Below are 14,777 nucleotides of genomic sequence, written 5' to 3'. Positions count from 1 at the left end.
TCAGGCATTTGGGCCTTAGCCCTAGCATGGGATAAGGGCGGCTTCTGTCGCGTGTGTCGCGCGGGGCTGCATCAACTTGACCCCCCGGACCGGCCTCCCTATACACCCCCGCATCCGCCGGGGTGGCCATCCACCACCGGTACTTGCCATTGAGTGAATACCCCAGGAGTTCGCCGTGAAGCGCACTTATCAGCCCTCCAAGCTCGTCCGGAAGCGCCGGCACGGCTTCCGCGCCCGCACGGCGACCGTCGGTGGCCGCAAGGTTCTCGCGAACCGCCGCTCCAAGGGCCGGGCGAAGCTTTCCGCCTGATCCCTGCTTCGCGGCGGATGGGAGGACCAGCCATGCTCGGTCGCCTCAAGCGCCGCGCGGAATTCGTCCAGGCCGCCAAGGCGGGCCGCCGTGCGGCCCGCGATTCGATCGTGCTGCAGGCCCTGCCGCGCGCGGACGGCGAGACTCGCCTGGGCTTTACGGCCACGAAGAAGATCGGCAACGCCGTGGCCCGCAACCGGGCCAAGCGGCGCATGCGCGCGGCCGCGCGCCTGGCGCTCGGCGCGTCTCCCACGGAGACGGGCTGGAACCTGGTGCTCATTGCCCGCGACTCGACCGGAAGCTGCCCCTTCCCCTCCTTGATGGCCGATCTGGACAACGCCCTGCGCAAGGCGGGCGTGAGCCGCACATGAGCATCGCGCCATGAGCCCGGCAGGGGCTCTGCTCAAGGGCGCTGTGGTCGCCTATCAATGGACGCTGCGGCCGATCCTGGGCTGCAACTGCCGTTTCCACCCCTCCTGCTCCGATTACGCGATCGGGGCGCTCACCGAGCACGGGGCGTTGCGCGGAGCCGGACTGGCTGCCCGTCGCGTCCTGAGCTGCCATCCCTGGCACCCCGGCGGCTACGACCCGGTGCCCCCAGCCTCGAAGCGGCCCGAGCCGAACGGCGACGCCCGCTCCCCGATCTGATCGAGACCCATGGACCAGAAGCGCCTCATCGCGGCCATCGCGATTTCCATCGGCATCCTGCTGACCTTCGAGGTCTGGAACCGCTCGCAGGCGCCCGCCCCGGTGCCGGCGCCGCCCGCGGCCTCTCAGCAGGCGACGGCACCGGCCGTGCCCGCGCCCAGCACTCCCGCCTCGCCCGCAAGCCCGGGCACGGAAGTCACCGCTACGCCGGAGGCCGGCCCTGCGGTGACGGTGCCGGTCCAGAACGGCCGCGTGTCCGGCCGCCTCTCGGCCCGTGGCCTGATGCTCGACCAACTGACGCTGACCGACTACCGCGAGACGATCGAGCCCAACTCGCCGCTCGTCACCCTGCTTGCCCCGCGCGGCACGCCCGAGGGTTATTACGCGCAATGGGGCTGGACGGCGGCGGACAACCGCACGCGGGTGCCGGACAACAACACCGACTGGCGCGTGACGGGCGGCCCGCTGGGCCCCGACAGCCCGGTCACGCTGACCTGGGACAATGGCCAGGGCCAGGTCTTCCAGGCGGTGGTCAGCATCGACGGGAACTACATGTTCCACGTGCAGCAGAGCGTGCAGAACAACGCTGCCGAGGCCATCACGGTGCTGCCCTGGGCCCGCGTCCGGCGCGAGCGCACGCCGCACCTCGCGGGCTTCTACATCCTGCATGAGGGCTTCATCGCCGTGCAGGACGGCCGCCTGAACGAAGTCACCTACAGCGACGGCAAGAAGGCGCAGACCGGGGACCGCCGCGCGCTCGGCTCCGCCTGGGAGAACGAGGCGACCGAGGGCTGGGCCGGCCTCTCCGACAAGTACTGGCTGACCGCGCTGACCCGCGCCGACGACGGCACGCGCCTGCGCAGCGCCTTCCGCCACATTCCCGATGGCGCCATCGACCGCTGGCAGGTGGATGTCGCCCCGCCGCAGGCCGTGACCGTCGCGGCCGGCACCAGCAGCAGCCTCGCCACCCGTCTTTTCGCGGGCGCCAAGGAAGTCCACCTGCTCGACGACTACACGAACCGGCTGCGCATTCAGAACCTGGACAAGGCGATCGACTTCGGCTGGTTCTACTTCATCACCAAGCCGTTCTTCTACGCGATCGACTGGCTGTTCAAGTTCACGGGCAATTTCGGCGTCGCCATCCTGCTCTTCACCCTGGCCCTGAAGATCGCGTTCTTCCCGCTCGCCAACAAGGCGTACAAGAGCATGAGCCGGATGCGGCTGCTCGCGCCGAAGATGACCGAGATCCGTGAACGCTATAAGGAAGATCCGCAGAAGATGCAGGCCGAGATGATGGCCCTGTACAAGACGGAGAAGGTGAACCCCGCCTCCGGCTGCCTGCCGATCCTGATCCAGATCCCGGTGTTCTTCGCGCTCTACAAGGTGCTGTTCGTCACCATCGAGATGCGGCACGCCCCCTTCTTCGGCTGGATCCGCGACCTCTCGGCGCCGGACCCGACCAACATCTTCAATCTGTTCGGCCTGATCCCCTTCGACCCGCCCACCTTCCTGCACCTGCCGGCCTGGGCGCTCGTCATGGGCATCACGATGTTCCTGCAGCAGAAGCTGAACCCGCAGCCGCCCGATCCTATCCAGGCCAAAGTCTTCGCCTGGATGCCGGTGATCTTCACCTTCATGCTGGCGAGCTTCCCCGCGGGCCTCGTGATCTACTGGTCCTGGAACAACCTCCTCTCGATCGGCCAGCAGTGGTCCATCATGCGGATGGACGCGAAGGCCAGCGCGAAGAAGCCGCCTTCCCAGGGGGGTGCCGGCGGGGCCGTCGCCGCGAAGAAGTGAGCCTTCCCGCGGGCGGCCTGTCGGAAGCCACGACGCCCGAGGAACGCGCCGCCCTCATCGAGGCCGGGCGGCTCCTCTTCGCGAAGCCCTGCGCCTTCTTCACGGCGGCGCAGGGGCTCGACCACCTGCCCCCGCCCGACGGCATCGAGATCGCGCTCGCCGGCCGCTCCAATGTCGGCAAGTCGTCGCTGACCAACGCGCTGACGGGGCAGAAGGCACTGGCCCGTGTCTCCGTGACGCCCGGCCGGACCAAGCAGCTCAACTTCTTCCGCGTCGGCGAGGGTCCTCTCGTTCTCGTGGACATGCCCGGCTACGGCTACGCCAAGGCCTCCAAGTCGGTGAAGGAGGACTGGCAGGGGCTGATGTTCGACTTCCTGCGCGGCCGGCCCAACCTTCGCCGCGTCCTGCTGATGATGGACGCGCGCATCGAGACCAAGCCCTCCGACACGGCGGTGATGGACCTGCTCGACCGCGCTGCCGTGCCGTTCCAGCTCGTGCTCACCAAGGCGGATAGCGTGAAGCCCGCGGCGCTGGCCAAGCGCCAGGCGGAGATCGAGGCCCTGGCCCGCAAGCACCCGGCCGGCCACCCCCTCGTGATCACCACGAGCAGCGAGACGGGCCTCGGTATCGAGGAATTGCGGGCCGAGCTTGCCGCCCTGGCGGGTTGACGCACCGCAGCGCGCGTCGGATAGCGGCAGCAAAGCCTTCCAAGGACACGCCATGGACGACGCCCTCGCCCAGATGCAGACGCTGACCGGCGCCCTGCCTTACCTCAAGCGGTACGACGACCAGATCGTGGTCGTGAAGTACGGCGGCCACGCCATGGGCGAGGAAGAGACCGCCCTGCGCTTCGGCCGCGACATCGCGCTTCTGGAGCAGGTGGGCGTGAACCCCGTCGTGGTCCATGGCGGCGGACCGCAGATCAACTCCATGCTGTCGCGCCTCGGTGTGAAGTCCACCTTCGTCCAGGGCCTGCGCGTCACCGACCAGCAGATGGTCGAGGTCGTCGAGATGGTCCTGGCCGGGACGGTCAACAAGCAGGTGGCGGAGGCGATTACCCGCGCCGGTGCATTGGCGGTCGGCATCTCCGGCAAGGATGGCGGGCTGATCCGCGCGCGCAAGGCGACGCGCACGGTGAAGGATCCGGGCTCCAACATCGAGCAGGTGCTGGACCTCGGCCTGGTGGGCGAGCCGGAGTGCGTGGATACCCGGGTGCTCAAGCTGCTGATCGGCGCGGATATCGTGCCGGTGGTGGCGCCCGTGGGTGTCGGCGCCGACGGCCAGACCTACAACATCAACGCCGACACGGTGGCCGGTGCGGTGGCGGGCGCGCTGGCGGCCGAGCGCATGCTGATGCTGACCGACGTGCCCGGCGTGCTGGACGCGAACAAGAACTTCATCCCCGAGATGACCGTCGCCGAGGCCCGCGCCGGCATCGCCGCGGGCTGGATCGCGGGCGGGATGATCCCGAAGGTCGAGACCTGCATCTACGCGGTCGAGCAGGGGGTAAAGGGCGCGGTGATCCTCGACGGCCGGGTCCCCCACGCCGTCCTGCGGGAACTCTTCACCGATGGCGGCGCCGGGACGCTGATCAAGGCCTAGGAGTCTCGCGTCACGCGGGCAATTTTCCAGGACACACTCCCGCAAAAGTAGTAGATCGGTCCTCCGTTGGAATGTCGCAAGGCCGGAGGACCGCTGGCGTGTTTCGCCAGAAGCCTGGATTGACAAGATTCTTTCCCGCGCAGCGATGGTTCCCGGCCATGGGGATCACCTGCGGGTGAGGGCTCGCCACGTCGCGCTCGCGGTCGGTGCCGCCACTGGTCTGCTGATCCTGGCCACTTGCCTGCTGGCCGCCCGTATCGTGACGCGTGGGGACCGGCTGATTCTCGCCAACACGCAGGACACCGTCCGGAACGCCGCCGAGGTGGCGCAATCCCTGGTAAACCGCCATTTGCTGCAGGTCGAAGGCCAGCTTTCCAGCCTGGGCGAGTTGCTCGACCAGGGTTTCATCTCCGTGGCGGAGCCAGAGCGGACGACCCGCGCGCTGCGGGAAATGACCGCGCACGCTTTCACCTACCGGAATCTCATGCTGGCCGATCTGGATGGGCAGGTATGGGCATCGGCCTTGGAAGGCCGGCGCGGACGCGGCTTGCCCATTCCGCCCGGTGCCGAACCTTCGCTTTCGGTCGACCTCGCCCGGATTTTCGGGCCGAGCGTCCACAACCCCGGCCGGGAAAACACGCTGCTGATGGCCCGCCGGCTTGATCCCGGCGGCCGGGGCCATGAGCTCATCGCGGCCGCGGAAATCGCGACGTCCCAATTAGGTTCAGCGCTGGCGCCTCTCATACATCCCGCCGGCCTCCGTATCCGCCTCGAGGGAGCGGGCGGCACTATCCTCGTCGGAGGCCCCGGCCAGGAGTACTTGGAAGCAAGCACCCTGGGCGACACCGGCCTAGGCGCCAATCAGGAGGTTGTCCGCCGACCGGACCGCCAGGGGAACGGACAGGTCTTCGCGACAAGCAGGGGCACGGCCTATCCTGGCTTGCGCGCGGTCGTCGCCATCGCGGAGCGTGATGCGTTCGGAGCCTGGTGGCAGGTTCGGCGCCGGGTCATGATCGGGGCGGGCTTGGCCTGTTTCCTGATCGCGGCGGCGGGCGGCGCCCTGCTGCTCGCGATCCGCGCCCGGCTTCGCGCGGCCGACGAACGGGCCATGGCCGGCGCCAGGCTGGCGCAGGCTGTCGAGGGCCTCCCGCACGGTTTCGCCCTCTGGGACAGCGAGGATCGGCTGGTGATCTGCAACACCGGCTACCAGGAGCTTTTTGGCGCGCTGCCGGCGGGCCTTGGCTATGAGGCTTTCGCGCGCCAGGTCGCGGTCCGCGGCCTGTTCGTCGAACCCGACGCCTTCCCGATGTCTCTGGAAGCGGAAGCCCTCCGGGAAGGCTACGTGGAACGCGAGCTGACGGACGGCCGTTGGTTGCGCATCGCCCAGCGCCGAATGGACAGTGGCGCCACCGTCGTGGTGCTGACCGACGTCACGGCGCTTCGCCGGGCCCAGGAGATGGCGGACCGGGCAACGGAAGCGAAATCCCGCCTGCTGTCCCATGTCAGCCACGAGATGCGGACGCCCCTCGCGAGCCTGCTTCGCCTCTCCGAGCTTCTCAGGTCCGACACACGGCTGTCTCAGGCGCAGCTCCATCAGGCTTCGCTGGTGGGGGCGTCGGCACGCCATCTTCTCGCCCTCGCCAATGAGGTGCTGGACCTCGCCGCGATGGAAGCCCGAAGCCTGAGCCTGAATCTTGCACCTGCTTCGCCCCGGGAGGTCTTCGAGGAAGCGCTCGCGATGATGCAGCCTCTGGCGGAGGCCAAGGCTGTCCTCCTGAGCTTCCGCGGCGAGGGCCTGCCCGAGAGCATGTGCACGGACGCCACTCGCCTACGGCAGATGGTGCTCAACCTCGTCGGCAACGCGGTGAAGTTCACCCCGCCCGGCAGCCTCGTGCGCCTCGATGCCGCGGCTCTCGTCAATCCGGCAAGGCTACGCTTCGAGGTGGTGGACCAAGGCCCTGGCGTGCCGGAACACGAGCGCTGCCGACTTTTCCAGGACTTTACGCGCCTCGGCGCCATGGAAACGGAAGGCACCGGCCTCGGTCTCTCGATCACGGCGCGGCTGACGGAGCTGATGGGAGGCACTATCGGCTGCGATGATTCGCGGTCCGGCTCGGGGGCATGCTTCTGGGTGGAGTTGCCGCTGCGGATCGCGGCGGCGGTCCCTTCCCCAGAGCCGTCATTGGAAACGGAGCGGCGGTTGCGCCTGCTCGCCGTCGACGACGTTGCCTCTAATCTGTCCGTCCTGCGTGCCATGCTCGCCTCCACCGGCATAGAGCTCTCCACCGTGATGGAGGGCCAAGCGGCGCTTGAGGCCGTGATCCGGGCGGCGCAGGAACGCCGGCCCTTCGATGTGGTGCTGATGGACGTCGTCATGCCCGGCATGGATGGGATGGAAACAACGCGGCGCCTCCGGGCCCTGCCCGGTGGCGTGGGCGCCATGCCGGTGATCGGGGTCACTGCGGGCGCGCTGCCGCAGGATGTCGAGGCCTGCCGGAACGCGGGGATGGCCGCACATCTCGCCAAGCCCGTGCAGCGCATTCCCTTGCTGCGTGCCATCGCCGCCGTGATCGAATACGCGCCCCAGCGAACTCACCTGATGGAGCTTGGGCATCGCGCGGCCGAATTGGAGGCGTGCCTCCCGGACGGCACCATGATCGACGCGATGGAGGCGATTCTGCGCGCCATTGAACCCGCGGAACGACCTGAACTCGCAAAGCTCGCGCTGAGCGCGCTGAGCGCCCTGAAGGCAGGCCGGGCCGACGCCCCATCGCTCGTGGCGGAGTTCCTCGAGGAGCTCCGCCGCAGCTTTCCCGGCCTCGAGAGTCGCGCCGCCTGAAGCCGCGCGCTTTCTAATCCGGCTTGATGTCGTTCTCGCGGATCACGCGTCCCCAGGTTTCAATCTGGCGATCGATGAATGCTCCGAAGACCTCCGGCCCCTCGAGGGCGAGGTCGATGCCCATGACGTTGGTCAGCCGATCGCGCACCTCGGGCAGGGCGGCCGCCTTTCGCGCCGCGGCCTCCACGCGGGCGACGATCGGCGCGGGCGTGCCCGCTGGTGCGAGCAGGCCCCAGAAGGCCAGGGCCTCCACACCCGGAACGCCTCCTTCGGCCATGGTCGGCACGTCGGGCAACGAGGCCCGGCGGTTTGGGCCGAGCATCGCAAGCGGGCGAAGCACGCCCTGGCGCAGATGCTCGACGAAGATCGTGCCGGTGGCGACCACGATATCCGTCTCCCCGGCCATTGCCGAAACCGCGAGCGGGCCGCCGCCCCGGTAGGGCACATGCGTTACCTTGAAGCCGCCCGCCTTCTGCGCGAGCGACATGCCGAGATGCGCGAGGCTGCCATTGCCGATGGTGCCGTAGTTGATCTGGTCCGGCCGCGCCTTGGCCGCCTCCACCACCTCCCGCAAGCTGGTCCATGGCCGGCTGCGATGCACCGCGAGCATGTTGGGCGCCGTGCCCAGGAGCAGGATGGGCGCGAGGTCCCGCCGCGTGTCGAAACCCATGTTGGGGATCAGCGTCGGGTTCGTCACATGGGTGTCGAAGACGAGCACGAAAGTCTGCCCGTCCGGCGCCGCCCGCGCGACCTGCCCCGTTCCGAGCGACCCGGAGGCCCCTCCCCGGTTCTCGACGATGACGGGCACGCCCAGCTCGGCCGAAATGGGGCCCTGAAGGAGGCGAGAAACGGTATCGACACTGCCCCCCGGCGGAAAAGGCGCCACGAGGCGGATGGGACCATGAGGCCAGGCGGGCTGGGCCAGCGCGGGCGCTGCGAGCAGCCCCGCGCCGGCCGCGCCCAGGGCGCGGCGGGTGATCATTCGTTCTCTCCCTGTTGCTTCTTTGGCAACAGAGATTGCCCGCATGTCATCCGGCGCGCCAGACCGCGAATCGCCAAGCCTGGCAAGAAGCCGTGAGGCGCTATCGCCGAGGCGCTGGAACCGGCGCCTGGGACTTCGCCGCCGTCAGCGAGCGGCGGATATCCTTCTCCAGCGCCAGGAGCTGGGTTTCCGCCTCGCGGCGCTGGGTCCTGGCCTCGTCGGCGATGCGCAGGCTGTCCTCAATCGTGCCGACCAGCGCGGCATTGGCCTGCTTGATCGCCTCGATGTCGAAGGTCCCGCGCTCCAGCTCCTTGCGGGCCTCGGCATTGCCGCTGCGCAGTGTCTCCGCATTGGCGACGAGGAGCTTGTTGGTCAGGTCCGTCGCCGCCTTCACGGCCTGCCCGGCCTCGCGCATGCGGTGGATCGCGAGTGCCTGGGCCAGCTGCTGCCGCCAAAGCGGCACGGTATTCGCCAGCACGGACTGGATCTTGGAGGAGAGCGCCTTGTCGTTTTCCTGGATCAACCGGATCGCCGGCAGCGTCTGCATCGCGACCTGCCGCGTCAGGCGCAGGTCGTGCACACGGCGCTCCAGTTCATCGCGCGCGCCGCGAGCGTCGCGCAGCGCCTGCGGGGCCAGCGGATCGCCCTCCTTGGCGGCGGCGGCCTCGAGGGCGGGGATCAGCTCCGCATCGGTCCGGGCCAGCACTTGGTCGCCCGCCGCGATGTGGTCCGCGAGCGCGTGGAACCAGTCGAGTGTCGCGGTGTAGAGCCGCTCCAGCCGCTCCACATCCTCGAGCAGCTTGGTGCGATGGGTATCGAGCCGGTCGCCGATGGCCTCCACCTGATCGCGCACGCCTTCATAGCGCTGCAGAATCGCGGTGGTCTCGGCGCCGGCCTTGGTGAATATGCGCTGGAAGAAGCCGGGCTTCTCGGCCAGCGTCGTGACGTCGAAGCCCCGCAGCGCGGTGAGCATGGAGGAGAGGGTCTGGCCCGCCTCGCCCGTCTCGCGATTCTGCGCGCCCTCCAGCATGGCATCCGCCGCCGCCTGCGCGCGCGACTGCGCGGCCGCGCCAAAGCGCAGGATGGTGCCGGGATCCTTGAGGTCGATGGCCTCGGCCAGCTTGGCGATCTCGGCCTCGCGGGCGGGGGTCAGGGCCTGGTCGGACGGGTTCTCGCTCATGGTTCCTCCTGGCGCAGCCGCTCGGCCAGCACCTTCACCTGGATGTCCAGCGCCTCGCTCTCCGCGTTGCGGAGTTCCGCGCGCAGCTTGCGCGCCGAGGCGGTGAGGTCGGTCAGGAGGCCCGGCAGGCTCTCCGGCGGCTCGGCGCCCGCGCCCAGCCGGTCCACGATGCGTGTCAGGCCATCGAGATGGACGGCCAGGAAGCGCCGAGCCTCGTGCAGACGGGCCGGCCGCAGCTCCAGATCCTCGACCACGCCCTGCATGGCACCGGCCGCCTCCAGCAGCAGGGCCGTGTGCGGCAGGCCCGGGGCGGAGGATGCGATGTGAGCCAGTTGCGCGCGGGGGCCATCCAGCGGGTCCGGGCGGGCGGGCTGCTCGGGCTCGGGCACCGGCTCGGGCGCGATTTCGCCGAGATCGTCGGTGAGGAGCCGCGTGCCGAACCACGCGCCGAAGCCCAGCGCCACGGCGATGGGTGCTGGCAGGCCGGCGGCCAGACCGGCGGTGAGACCGGCCGCCGCGCCCATCAGAATAGCGCCGCGTCGGACGTCACCCTCGGTTCCGCGCGCCATGCGCGCAGCAGCCAGCCAGGCGAGGCCGAGCCCGAGACAGGCGCCTAGCAGGTGACGCGGATGGCCGAGGACGATCTCGATCGGGATGTCGAGGACGAGCGGCCAGAGGAAGAGCGGCAGCATCCAGACGCGCCAGCCGAAGACGCGGCGCGGCCCCTCCTGCGGCACAGGGCGCGAGAATGAGCCGCCGCGCATCTCGTCACGGATTCGGGACTTGCGCTCCCGCCACTCGCGCTTGAAGGCGCGCTTCTGGTCCTTCCAGCCGCCCATCAGCGGAACAGGGCGATGAAGGCCGGAAGCCAAAGGCAGAGCCCGAGCAGGCCGAGCCCGACCGCGATACGCGCCGGGACAGGCCATTTGGCGAGGGAAAGGTCTTTGCCGATCATGTTGCCCGACATGTTGCCTCCCGGCCGCCCGGGTGCAAGGCCGATCCCCTACAAGGCTCCGACAATCACCAGGGCGGAGCCCAGCGCAAGGGAGAGGAAGGTGAGCACCATGCCCATCTGGCGCAGGATCAGGCGGTCTGGCTCGCGCGAGATGCCGAAGGCATGGAGCACGCGCCCGCCCAGCACCATCCCGCCCAGGATATGCAGGAGCCCCGTCGCCTGCCCGCCTGCCTCCAGCATGAAAAGCAGGATCAGCGACAAGGGCGCGTATTCGGCGAAATTGCCCTGCGCCCGGATGGCGCGCAGCAGCCGGCGGTCCTCGCCGAATCCGAAGGGCGTGCCGCTCCTCAACCGGGCGCGGATGGCCAGCATCGACAAGGCCAGGAGCAGGAGACCACAGAGCCCTGCATAGAGCGAGGTGACGGGATAGGCGCTCATGCCAGGAAGGGACCGATAGCGGTCAGGAAGCCGTTCGGATTGTCGGCATGCAGCCAGTGGCCCGCGCGCTCGACCTCGGCGAACTCCGCGCGCGGGAAGAGCCGCCGGAACAGCGCATGGTTCTCGCGGCGGATGTAGCCGCTCTGAGCGCCAGCGAGGACCAAGACGGGCCCGTCATAGCGCCCCTCGATATCGAAATCCTCGATCCCGGGCATGGCGGCGGCGAGCTCGGCCAGGCCCAGCTTCCAGGCCGGCGGATCGGCCGAGAAGTCCAGCGACTGCAGCAGGAAGGCGCGGATGCCCGCCTCGGGAACCGCGGCTTCCAGCGCCGCATCTGCCTCGCGCCGGGTCAGCCCCTCGCGAAGCGGGATGGCCCGCATGCCGGCAATGTAGCCGCGCAGGCTGGGCGGGTACTTCACCGGGGCAATATCGGCGACGACGAGGCGGCCGACCATTTCCGGATGCCGCAGCGCCAGCGCCATGGCGACCTTGCCCCCCATGGAGTGGCCCAGCACGGCGGGCGCGCTCAGGCCCCTGTCGCGGATCAGCTCGCAGATGTCGGCCGCCATGTCGGCATAGCCCATCGCGGCCGTGTGGGGGCTGTCGCCGTGGTTCCGCAGGTCCGGCGCCAGCACGCGGTGCCGCTGGGCGAGCCGCTTCTGGATCCCACCCCAGTTCCGCCCGGCGCCGAAGAGGCCATGCAGCAGCAGGACGGGGCTGCCCTCGCCCATCTCGATCACGTTCAGCTTCATGGCCGACCCCTTATCACGCCTTCGCCGCGACGATCACGCTCAGCACCACCAGCGCGCCGCCGAGGATGAGGTCCCAGCCCAGAGGCTCGCCCAGCCAGGTCGTCGCCAGCACAAGGCCGAGCAACGGCACCATCAGGAAGCCCACGGAAGCGAGCACGGCATTGAGATGACGGCCCGATTCCACTACGGCCCAAGTCCCGATGGGCGCGGCCACCATCCCGATGAAGAGCGCCGTCCAGATCGCATGCGGGCCGATGCCGCCGCCCGCTGAGAGCGGCTCCCGCCAGAGCGCGATAGGCAGGATCACGAGCGCGCCGACCATGAAGATCCAGGGCAGCAGCTCCATGACGGGCGCCTGCGGCGGGCGCTTGCGCATCGCCACGATCGCGATGCTCCAGAGCAGCGAGGCGCCGAGCAGCATGAAGTGGCCGATGACGATTCCGGGCCGCGTCCAGTCGATCGCCCAGGGGCCCATCATCACGCCCACGCCCAGCAGCCCCAGCCCTGCCGCCAGCCAGCGGCGGCGCGAGACTTGCTCGCCCAGCAACCAGACCGAGAGCGGCACCAGCCAGAAGAGCGTGACATTTCCCAAGATCGCCGTGCGCCCCGCCGGCACCAGCACCAGCGCGAGATGGGCGAGCGCGAAGAACCCGCCGATCTGCAGCCCGCCCACGATCAGAACCAGCACGCGGTCACGGCGCGAGGGAAGGCGCAGCCGCCCCATCAGCGCCAGCATCGCGCCCGCCGAAACCGAGGCGAGCGCGGCGCGCGAGAAGCCGAACCAGAGCGGCGTCGCATCCTGGAAGGCGTGCTTGGTCAGCGGCCAGACGCCGCCGAATAGCAGCACCGCCAGAAGGAGCGTCTGGAGCGCCCTGGCCTGGCTCAACTCACCTTGCCTACCCGACCGCCAGCACGATCTTGCCGATGTGCTGGCTGCTTTCCATCAGCGCATGCGCCTTGGCGGCCTCGCCCAGCGGGAAGACCTCATGGATGTGCGGGCCGGCCTTGCCCTGCTCCAGCAGCGGCCAGACCTTCTCGCGCAGCGCGTCGGCGATCTCGGCCTTCTGGGCCGTGGTGCGCGGGCGCATGGTGCTGCCGGTGACGATGAGGCGCTTCACCATGATGGGGCGCAGGTCCACCTCGGGCGCGATGTGACCGCCCAGGAAGGCGATGATCGAGAGGCGCCCGTCCAGGCGCAGGCAGCGCAGGTTCTGCGCGAAGTACTTGCCACCCACCATGTCGAGGATGACGTCCACGAGTTTGCCGTCCGTGAGGCGCTTCACCTCCTCGGCGAAGTCGTGTGTGCGGTAGTTGATGGCGTGGTCGGCGCCGAACTCGAGCACCGCCTTGCACTTCTCCTCGGAGCCCACCGTGGTCAGAACCGTGCAGCCGATGGCCTTGGCGAGCTGGATGGCCGTGACGCCGATACCCGAGCTGCCGCCATGGATCAGCACCGTCTCGCCCGGCGCCAGCTTGCCGCCGGCCGCGTGCGGCGTGCCGAAGAGATTCGCCCAGACGGTGAAATAGGTCTCTGGCAGGGCGGAGGCCTTGATGGCGTCATAGCCCTTGGGCCAGGGCAGCGTCTGCGTCTCGGGCGCCACGCAGTACTCGGCATAGGCGCCGCCATTGGTCAGCGCGCAGACCTTGTCGCCCACCTTGAAGCGCGTGACCCCGGCGCCGGCCGACACGACCTCGCCCGCGCATTCCAGGCCCAGGATGGGCGAGGCGCCCGGCGGCGGCGGATAGCTGCCCGACCGCTGCGCGACGTCAGGCCGGTTCACGCCCACCGCCTGCACGCGGATCAGCACCTCGTCCGCCGCGGGCTGCGGCACGGGGCCTTGCGCCATGACCAGCACGTCGGCGCCACCACCCTTGCCGTGGTCGATGAAGGTCATGGTTTGGGTCATGGCGACGTCCTCCGAATTGCGGGCGCACGTTCCCCGCCCACCCCCGAGGCGTCAACCCAGCCACTCGCGCGGCAGCCGCGCGGCGATTGCGTGAACGACCGCCGCATCGGACAATACAGGGCATGCTTCGCCGCCGTGCCCTCCCGCTTCTGGCCTGCCTGCCCGTGCCTGCCCTGGCGCAGGGCAATGAATGGCGCATCGGCGCGCTCTTCCCCCTTTCCGGCACCTCTGCGCTGCTGGGCGACGAGGCCGCGCGGGGCCTGGAGCTGGCGGTCGAGGAGCGTGTGGCGGCCGGCCGCCCCATCCGCCTGGTGCGCGTCGACGTGACGGAGCCCGCGCAAGCCCTCGCCGAAGCCCGCCGCCTCATCCAGCAGGAGCGCGTGGGACTGCTTTTCGGTAGCGTCAGCGCGCCCATTGGCCAGGCCGCGATCCAGGCTGCCGAGGCGCTGGACACCGTGTTCGTCGAGCTCGCGACCGCCGCCGACGCCCTGACCGAGAGGGGCGCGCGCCAGCTCGTCCGCACCGCGCCGCGCGCGACGGACTACGCGCAGCTGGGCATCGATGCGATGACCCGCTTCCTGCCCGGCCATCTCCGCCGGCCAGCCGATGCCTTGCGGACCGCGGTGCTGCACGAATCGAGCACCTCCTCGGAGAACATTGCCGTCGCCTTGCAAAGCCGCATCGAGGAAGCCGGGCTCACGGTGGTCGAGCGGCTCACCCACGCCCCCCGCACGACGGAGATGCCGGCCATCGTCCAGCGCCTGAAGGCCGCGGGCGTGAACCTGCTGGTCCATGCCGCGGCGGAAAGCGATGCCATTGCCCTCTTCCGCGCCCTCGCCGATGCGGCCTGGCGCCCCGCCGCCATCATGGGCGCGGGCTTGGCCTGGGGCCTCATGGACATCGCCCGCGCGATCGGCCCCTCGCTCGACTCCGTCTTCGCGCTCGACGTGCCGCCCATCCAGAGCTCGGATCGATGGGCTGCCGGGGCACGGCCCTTCGCGGAGGCCTACCAACGCAAATGGGGCTCGCCGCCGCGCTCGGGCCTCTCCCTCGCCAGCTATGCCGGAGCCCAGCTCGTCCTGTCGCAGCCGAGCCTTGAGCGGCCGGCGCTGCGGAACGGCCTGGGCGCGCTGGACGTCGCGGATGGCGGCCTGCCCAATGGCTGGGGCTTCCGCCTGGACGAAAGGGGACAGAACCAGCGGGCGAAGCCCGTGCTGCTGCAATGGCAGGCGGGGCGGCCGGTCGCCGTCTTCCCGCCGGAGGCTGCCGCGGGGGCGCCGGTCTGAGGCCACTGCTTCGCGCATCTGCTCGATGTCCTGGAAAAGACTTGGTTTTCACCCTGGAAGCGTGATGCTCTCTCCCACGGG

General features: G+C 69.7%; 16 protein-coding genes. 8 read left to right on the top strand and 8 right to left on the bottom strand.

What is annotated here, in order from left to right; all coding sequences use genetic code 11:
- The first annotated feature begins 175 nt into the window (after positions 1-175).
- The 7 genes from rpmH (at position 176) to WJM96_RS16570 (ending at position 7,196) form a co-directional block, all read left to right on the top strand.
- On the top strand, positions 176-310 hold the full coding sequence (gene rpmH / locus WJM96_RS16600) for a 50S ribosomal protein L34 (RefSeq protein ID WP_131547129.1): 135 nt from the start codon (positions 176-178) through the stop codon (positions 308-310).
- A gap of 32 nt (positions 311-342) precedes the next feature.
- Complete coding sequence (rnpA, locus tag WJM96_RS16595; protein WP_424813646.1) at positions 343-681, top strand: ribonuclease P protein component; 339 nt, start codon at positions 343-345, stop codon at positions 679-681.
- 10 nt (positions 682-691) lie between these two features.
- Positions 692-958 (top strand): membrane protein insertion efficiency factor YidD, encoded by a 267-nt coding sequence (yidD, locus tag WJM96_RS16590; protein WP_424813645.1) that lies wholly within the window; start codon positions 692-694, stop codon positions 956-958.
- 9 nt (positions 959-967) lie between these two features.
- Positions 968-2,755, top strand: coding sequence for a membrane protein insertase YidC (yidC, locus tag WJM96_RS16585; RefSeq protein WP_424813644.1), 1,788 nt, complete (start codon positions 968-970; stop codon positions 2,753-2,755).
- Complete coding sequence (yihA, locus tag WJM96_RS16580) at positions 2,752-3,423, top strand: ribosome biogenesis GTP-binding protein YihA/YsxC (protein WP_424813643.1); 672 nt, start codon at positions 2,752-2,754, stop codon at positions 3,421-3,423. Before yidC ends, yihA begins: the two co-directional genes overlap by 4 nt.
- A gap of 52 nt (positions 3,424-3,475) precedes the next feature.
- A complete protein-coding gene (argB, locus tag WJM96_RS16575) occupies positions 3,476-4,357 on the top strand; it encodes an acetylglutamate kinase (protein WP_424813642.1) in 882 nt (293 codons plus the stop codon).
- 175 nt (positions 4,358-4,532) lie between these two features.
- Positions 4,533-7,196 (top strand): ATP-binding protein, encoded by a 2,664-nt coding sequence (locus WJM96_RS16570; RefSeq protein ID WP_424813641.1) that lies wholly within the window; start codon positions 4,533-4,535, stop codon positions 7,194-7,196.
- 13 nt (positions 7,197-7,209) lie between these two features.
- Here WJM96_RS16570 and WJM96_RS16565 read toward each other — a convergent pair whose 3' ends face one another.
- From WJM96_RS16565 to WJM96_RS16530, 8 genes are all read right to left on the bottom strand, one after another.
- The gene (locus WJM96_RS16565) at positions 7,210-8,178 is read right to left on the bottom strand and encodes a tripartite tricarboxylate transporter substrate binding protein (protein ID WP_424813640.1); all 969 of its coding nucleotides are present in this window, start codon (positions 8,176-8,178) and stop codon (positions 7,210-7,212) included.
- A 100-nt stretch (positions 8,179-8,278) separates the two neighbouring features.
- The gene (locus WJM96_RS16560; RefSeq protein WP_424813639.1) at positions 8,279-9,358 is read right to left on the bottom strand and encodes a toxic anion resistance protein; all 1,080 of its coding nucleotides are present in this window, start codon (positions 9,356-9,358) and stop codon (positions 8,279-8,281) included.
- Positions 9,355-10,197 (bottom strand): hypothetical protein, encoded by an 843-nt coding sequence (locus WJM96_RS16555; RefSeq protein ID WP_424813638.1) that lies wholly within the window; start codon positions 10,195-10,197, stop codon positions 9,355-9,357. The genes WJM96_RS16560 and WJM96_RS16555 overlap by 4 nt, the downstream gene beginning before the upstream one ends.
- The gene (locus WJM96_RS16550) at positions 10,197-10,325 is read right to left on the bottom strand and encodes a hypothetical protein (protein WP_424813637.1); all 129 of its coding nucleotides are present in this window, start codon (positions 10,323-10,325) and stop codon (positions 10,197-10,199) included. Before WJM96_RS16550 ends, WJM96_RS16555 begins: the two co-directional genes overlap by 1 nt.
- Before the next feature lie 36 nt (positions 10,326-10,361).
- Complete coding sequence (locus WJM96_RS16545; RefSeq protein WP_424813636.1) at positions 10,362-10,751, bottom strand: MAPEG family protein; 390 nt, start codon at positions 10,749-10,751, stop codon at positions 10,362-10,364.
- Positions 10,748-11,503, bottom strand: a complete 756-nt coding sequence (locus WJM96_RS16540; RefSeq protein ID WP_424813635.1) for an alpha/beta fold hydrolase — start codon at positions 11,501-11,503, stop codon at positions 10,748-10,750. Before WJM96_RS16540 ends, WJM96_RS16545 begins: the two co-directional genes overlap by 4 nt.
- A gap of 13 nt (positions 11,504-11,516) precedes the next feature.
- Positions 11,517-12,389 carry a DMT family transporter gene (locus WJM96_RS16535; RefSeq protein ID WP_424813634.1) on the bottom strand — a complete coding sequence of 291 codons (873 nt, stop codon included), beginning with the start codon at positions 12,387-12,389 and terminating at the stop codon, positions 11,517-11,519.
- Positions 12,390-12,399: 10 nt separating this feature from the next.
- Positions 12,400-13,410, bottom strand: coding sequence for an NAD(P)H-quinone oxidoreductase (locus WJM96_RS16530; protein ID WP_424813633.1), 1,011 nt, complete (start codon positions 13,408-13,410; stop codon positions 12,400-12,402).
- A 122-nt stretch (positions 13,411-13,532) separates the two neighbouring features.
- On the opposite strand from WJM96_RS16530, the gene WJM96_RS16525 reads away from it, so the two are divergent.
- Complete coding sequence (locus WJM96_RS16525) at positions 13,533-14,696, top strand: ABC transporter substrate-binding protein (protein WP_424813632.1); 1,164 nt, start codon at positions 13,533-13,535, stop codon at positions 14,694-14,696.
- Positions 14,697-14,777 lie beyond the last annotated feature (81 nt).

Origin of the sequence: Roseococcus sp. YIM B11640 (genome assembly GCF_049727625.1) — a bacterium.
In the GTDB taxonomy this organism is placed as follows: Bacteria; Pseudomonadota; Alphaproteobacteria; order Acetobacterales; family Acetobacteraceae; genus Roseococcus.
This window is presented reverse-complemented; position numbering and strand designations above follow the sequence as displayed.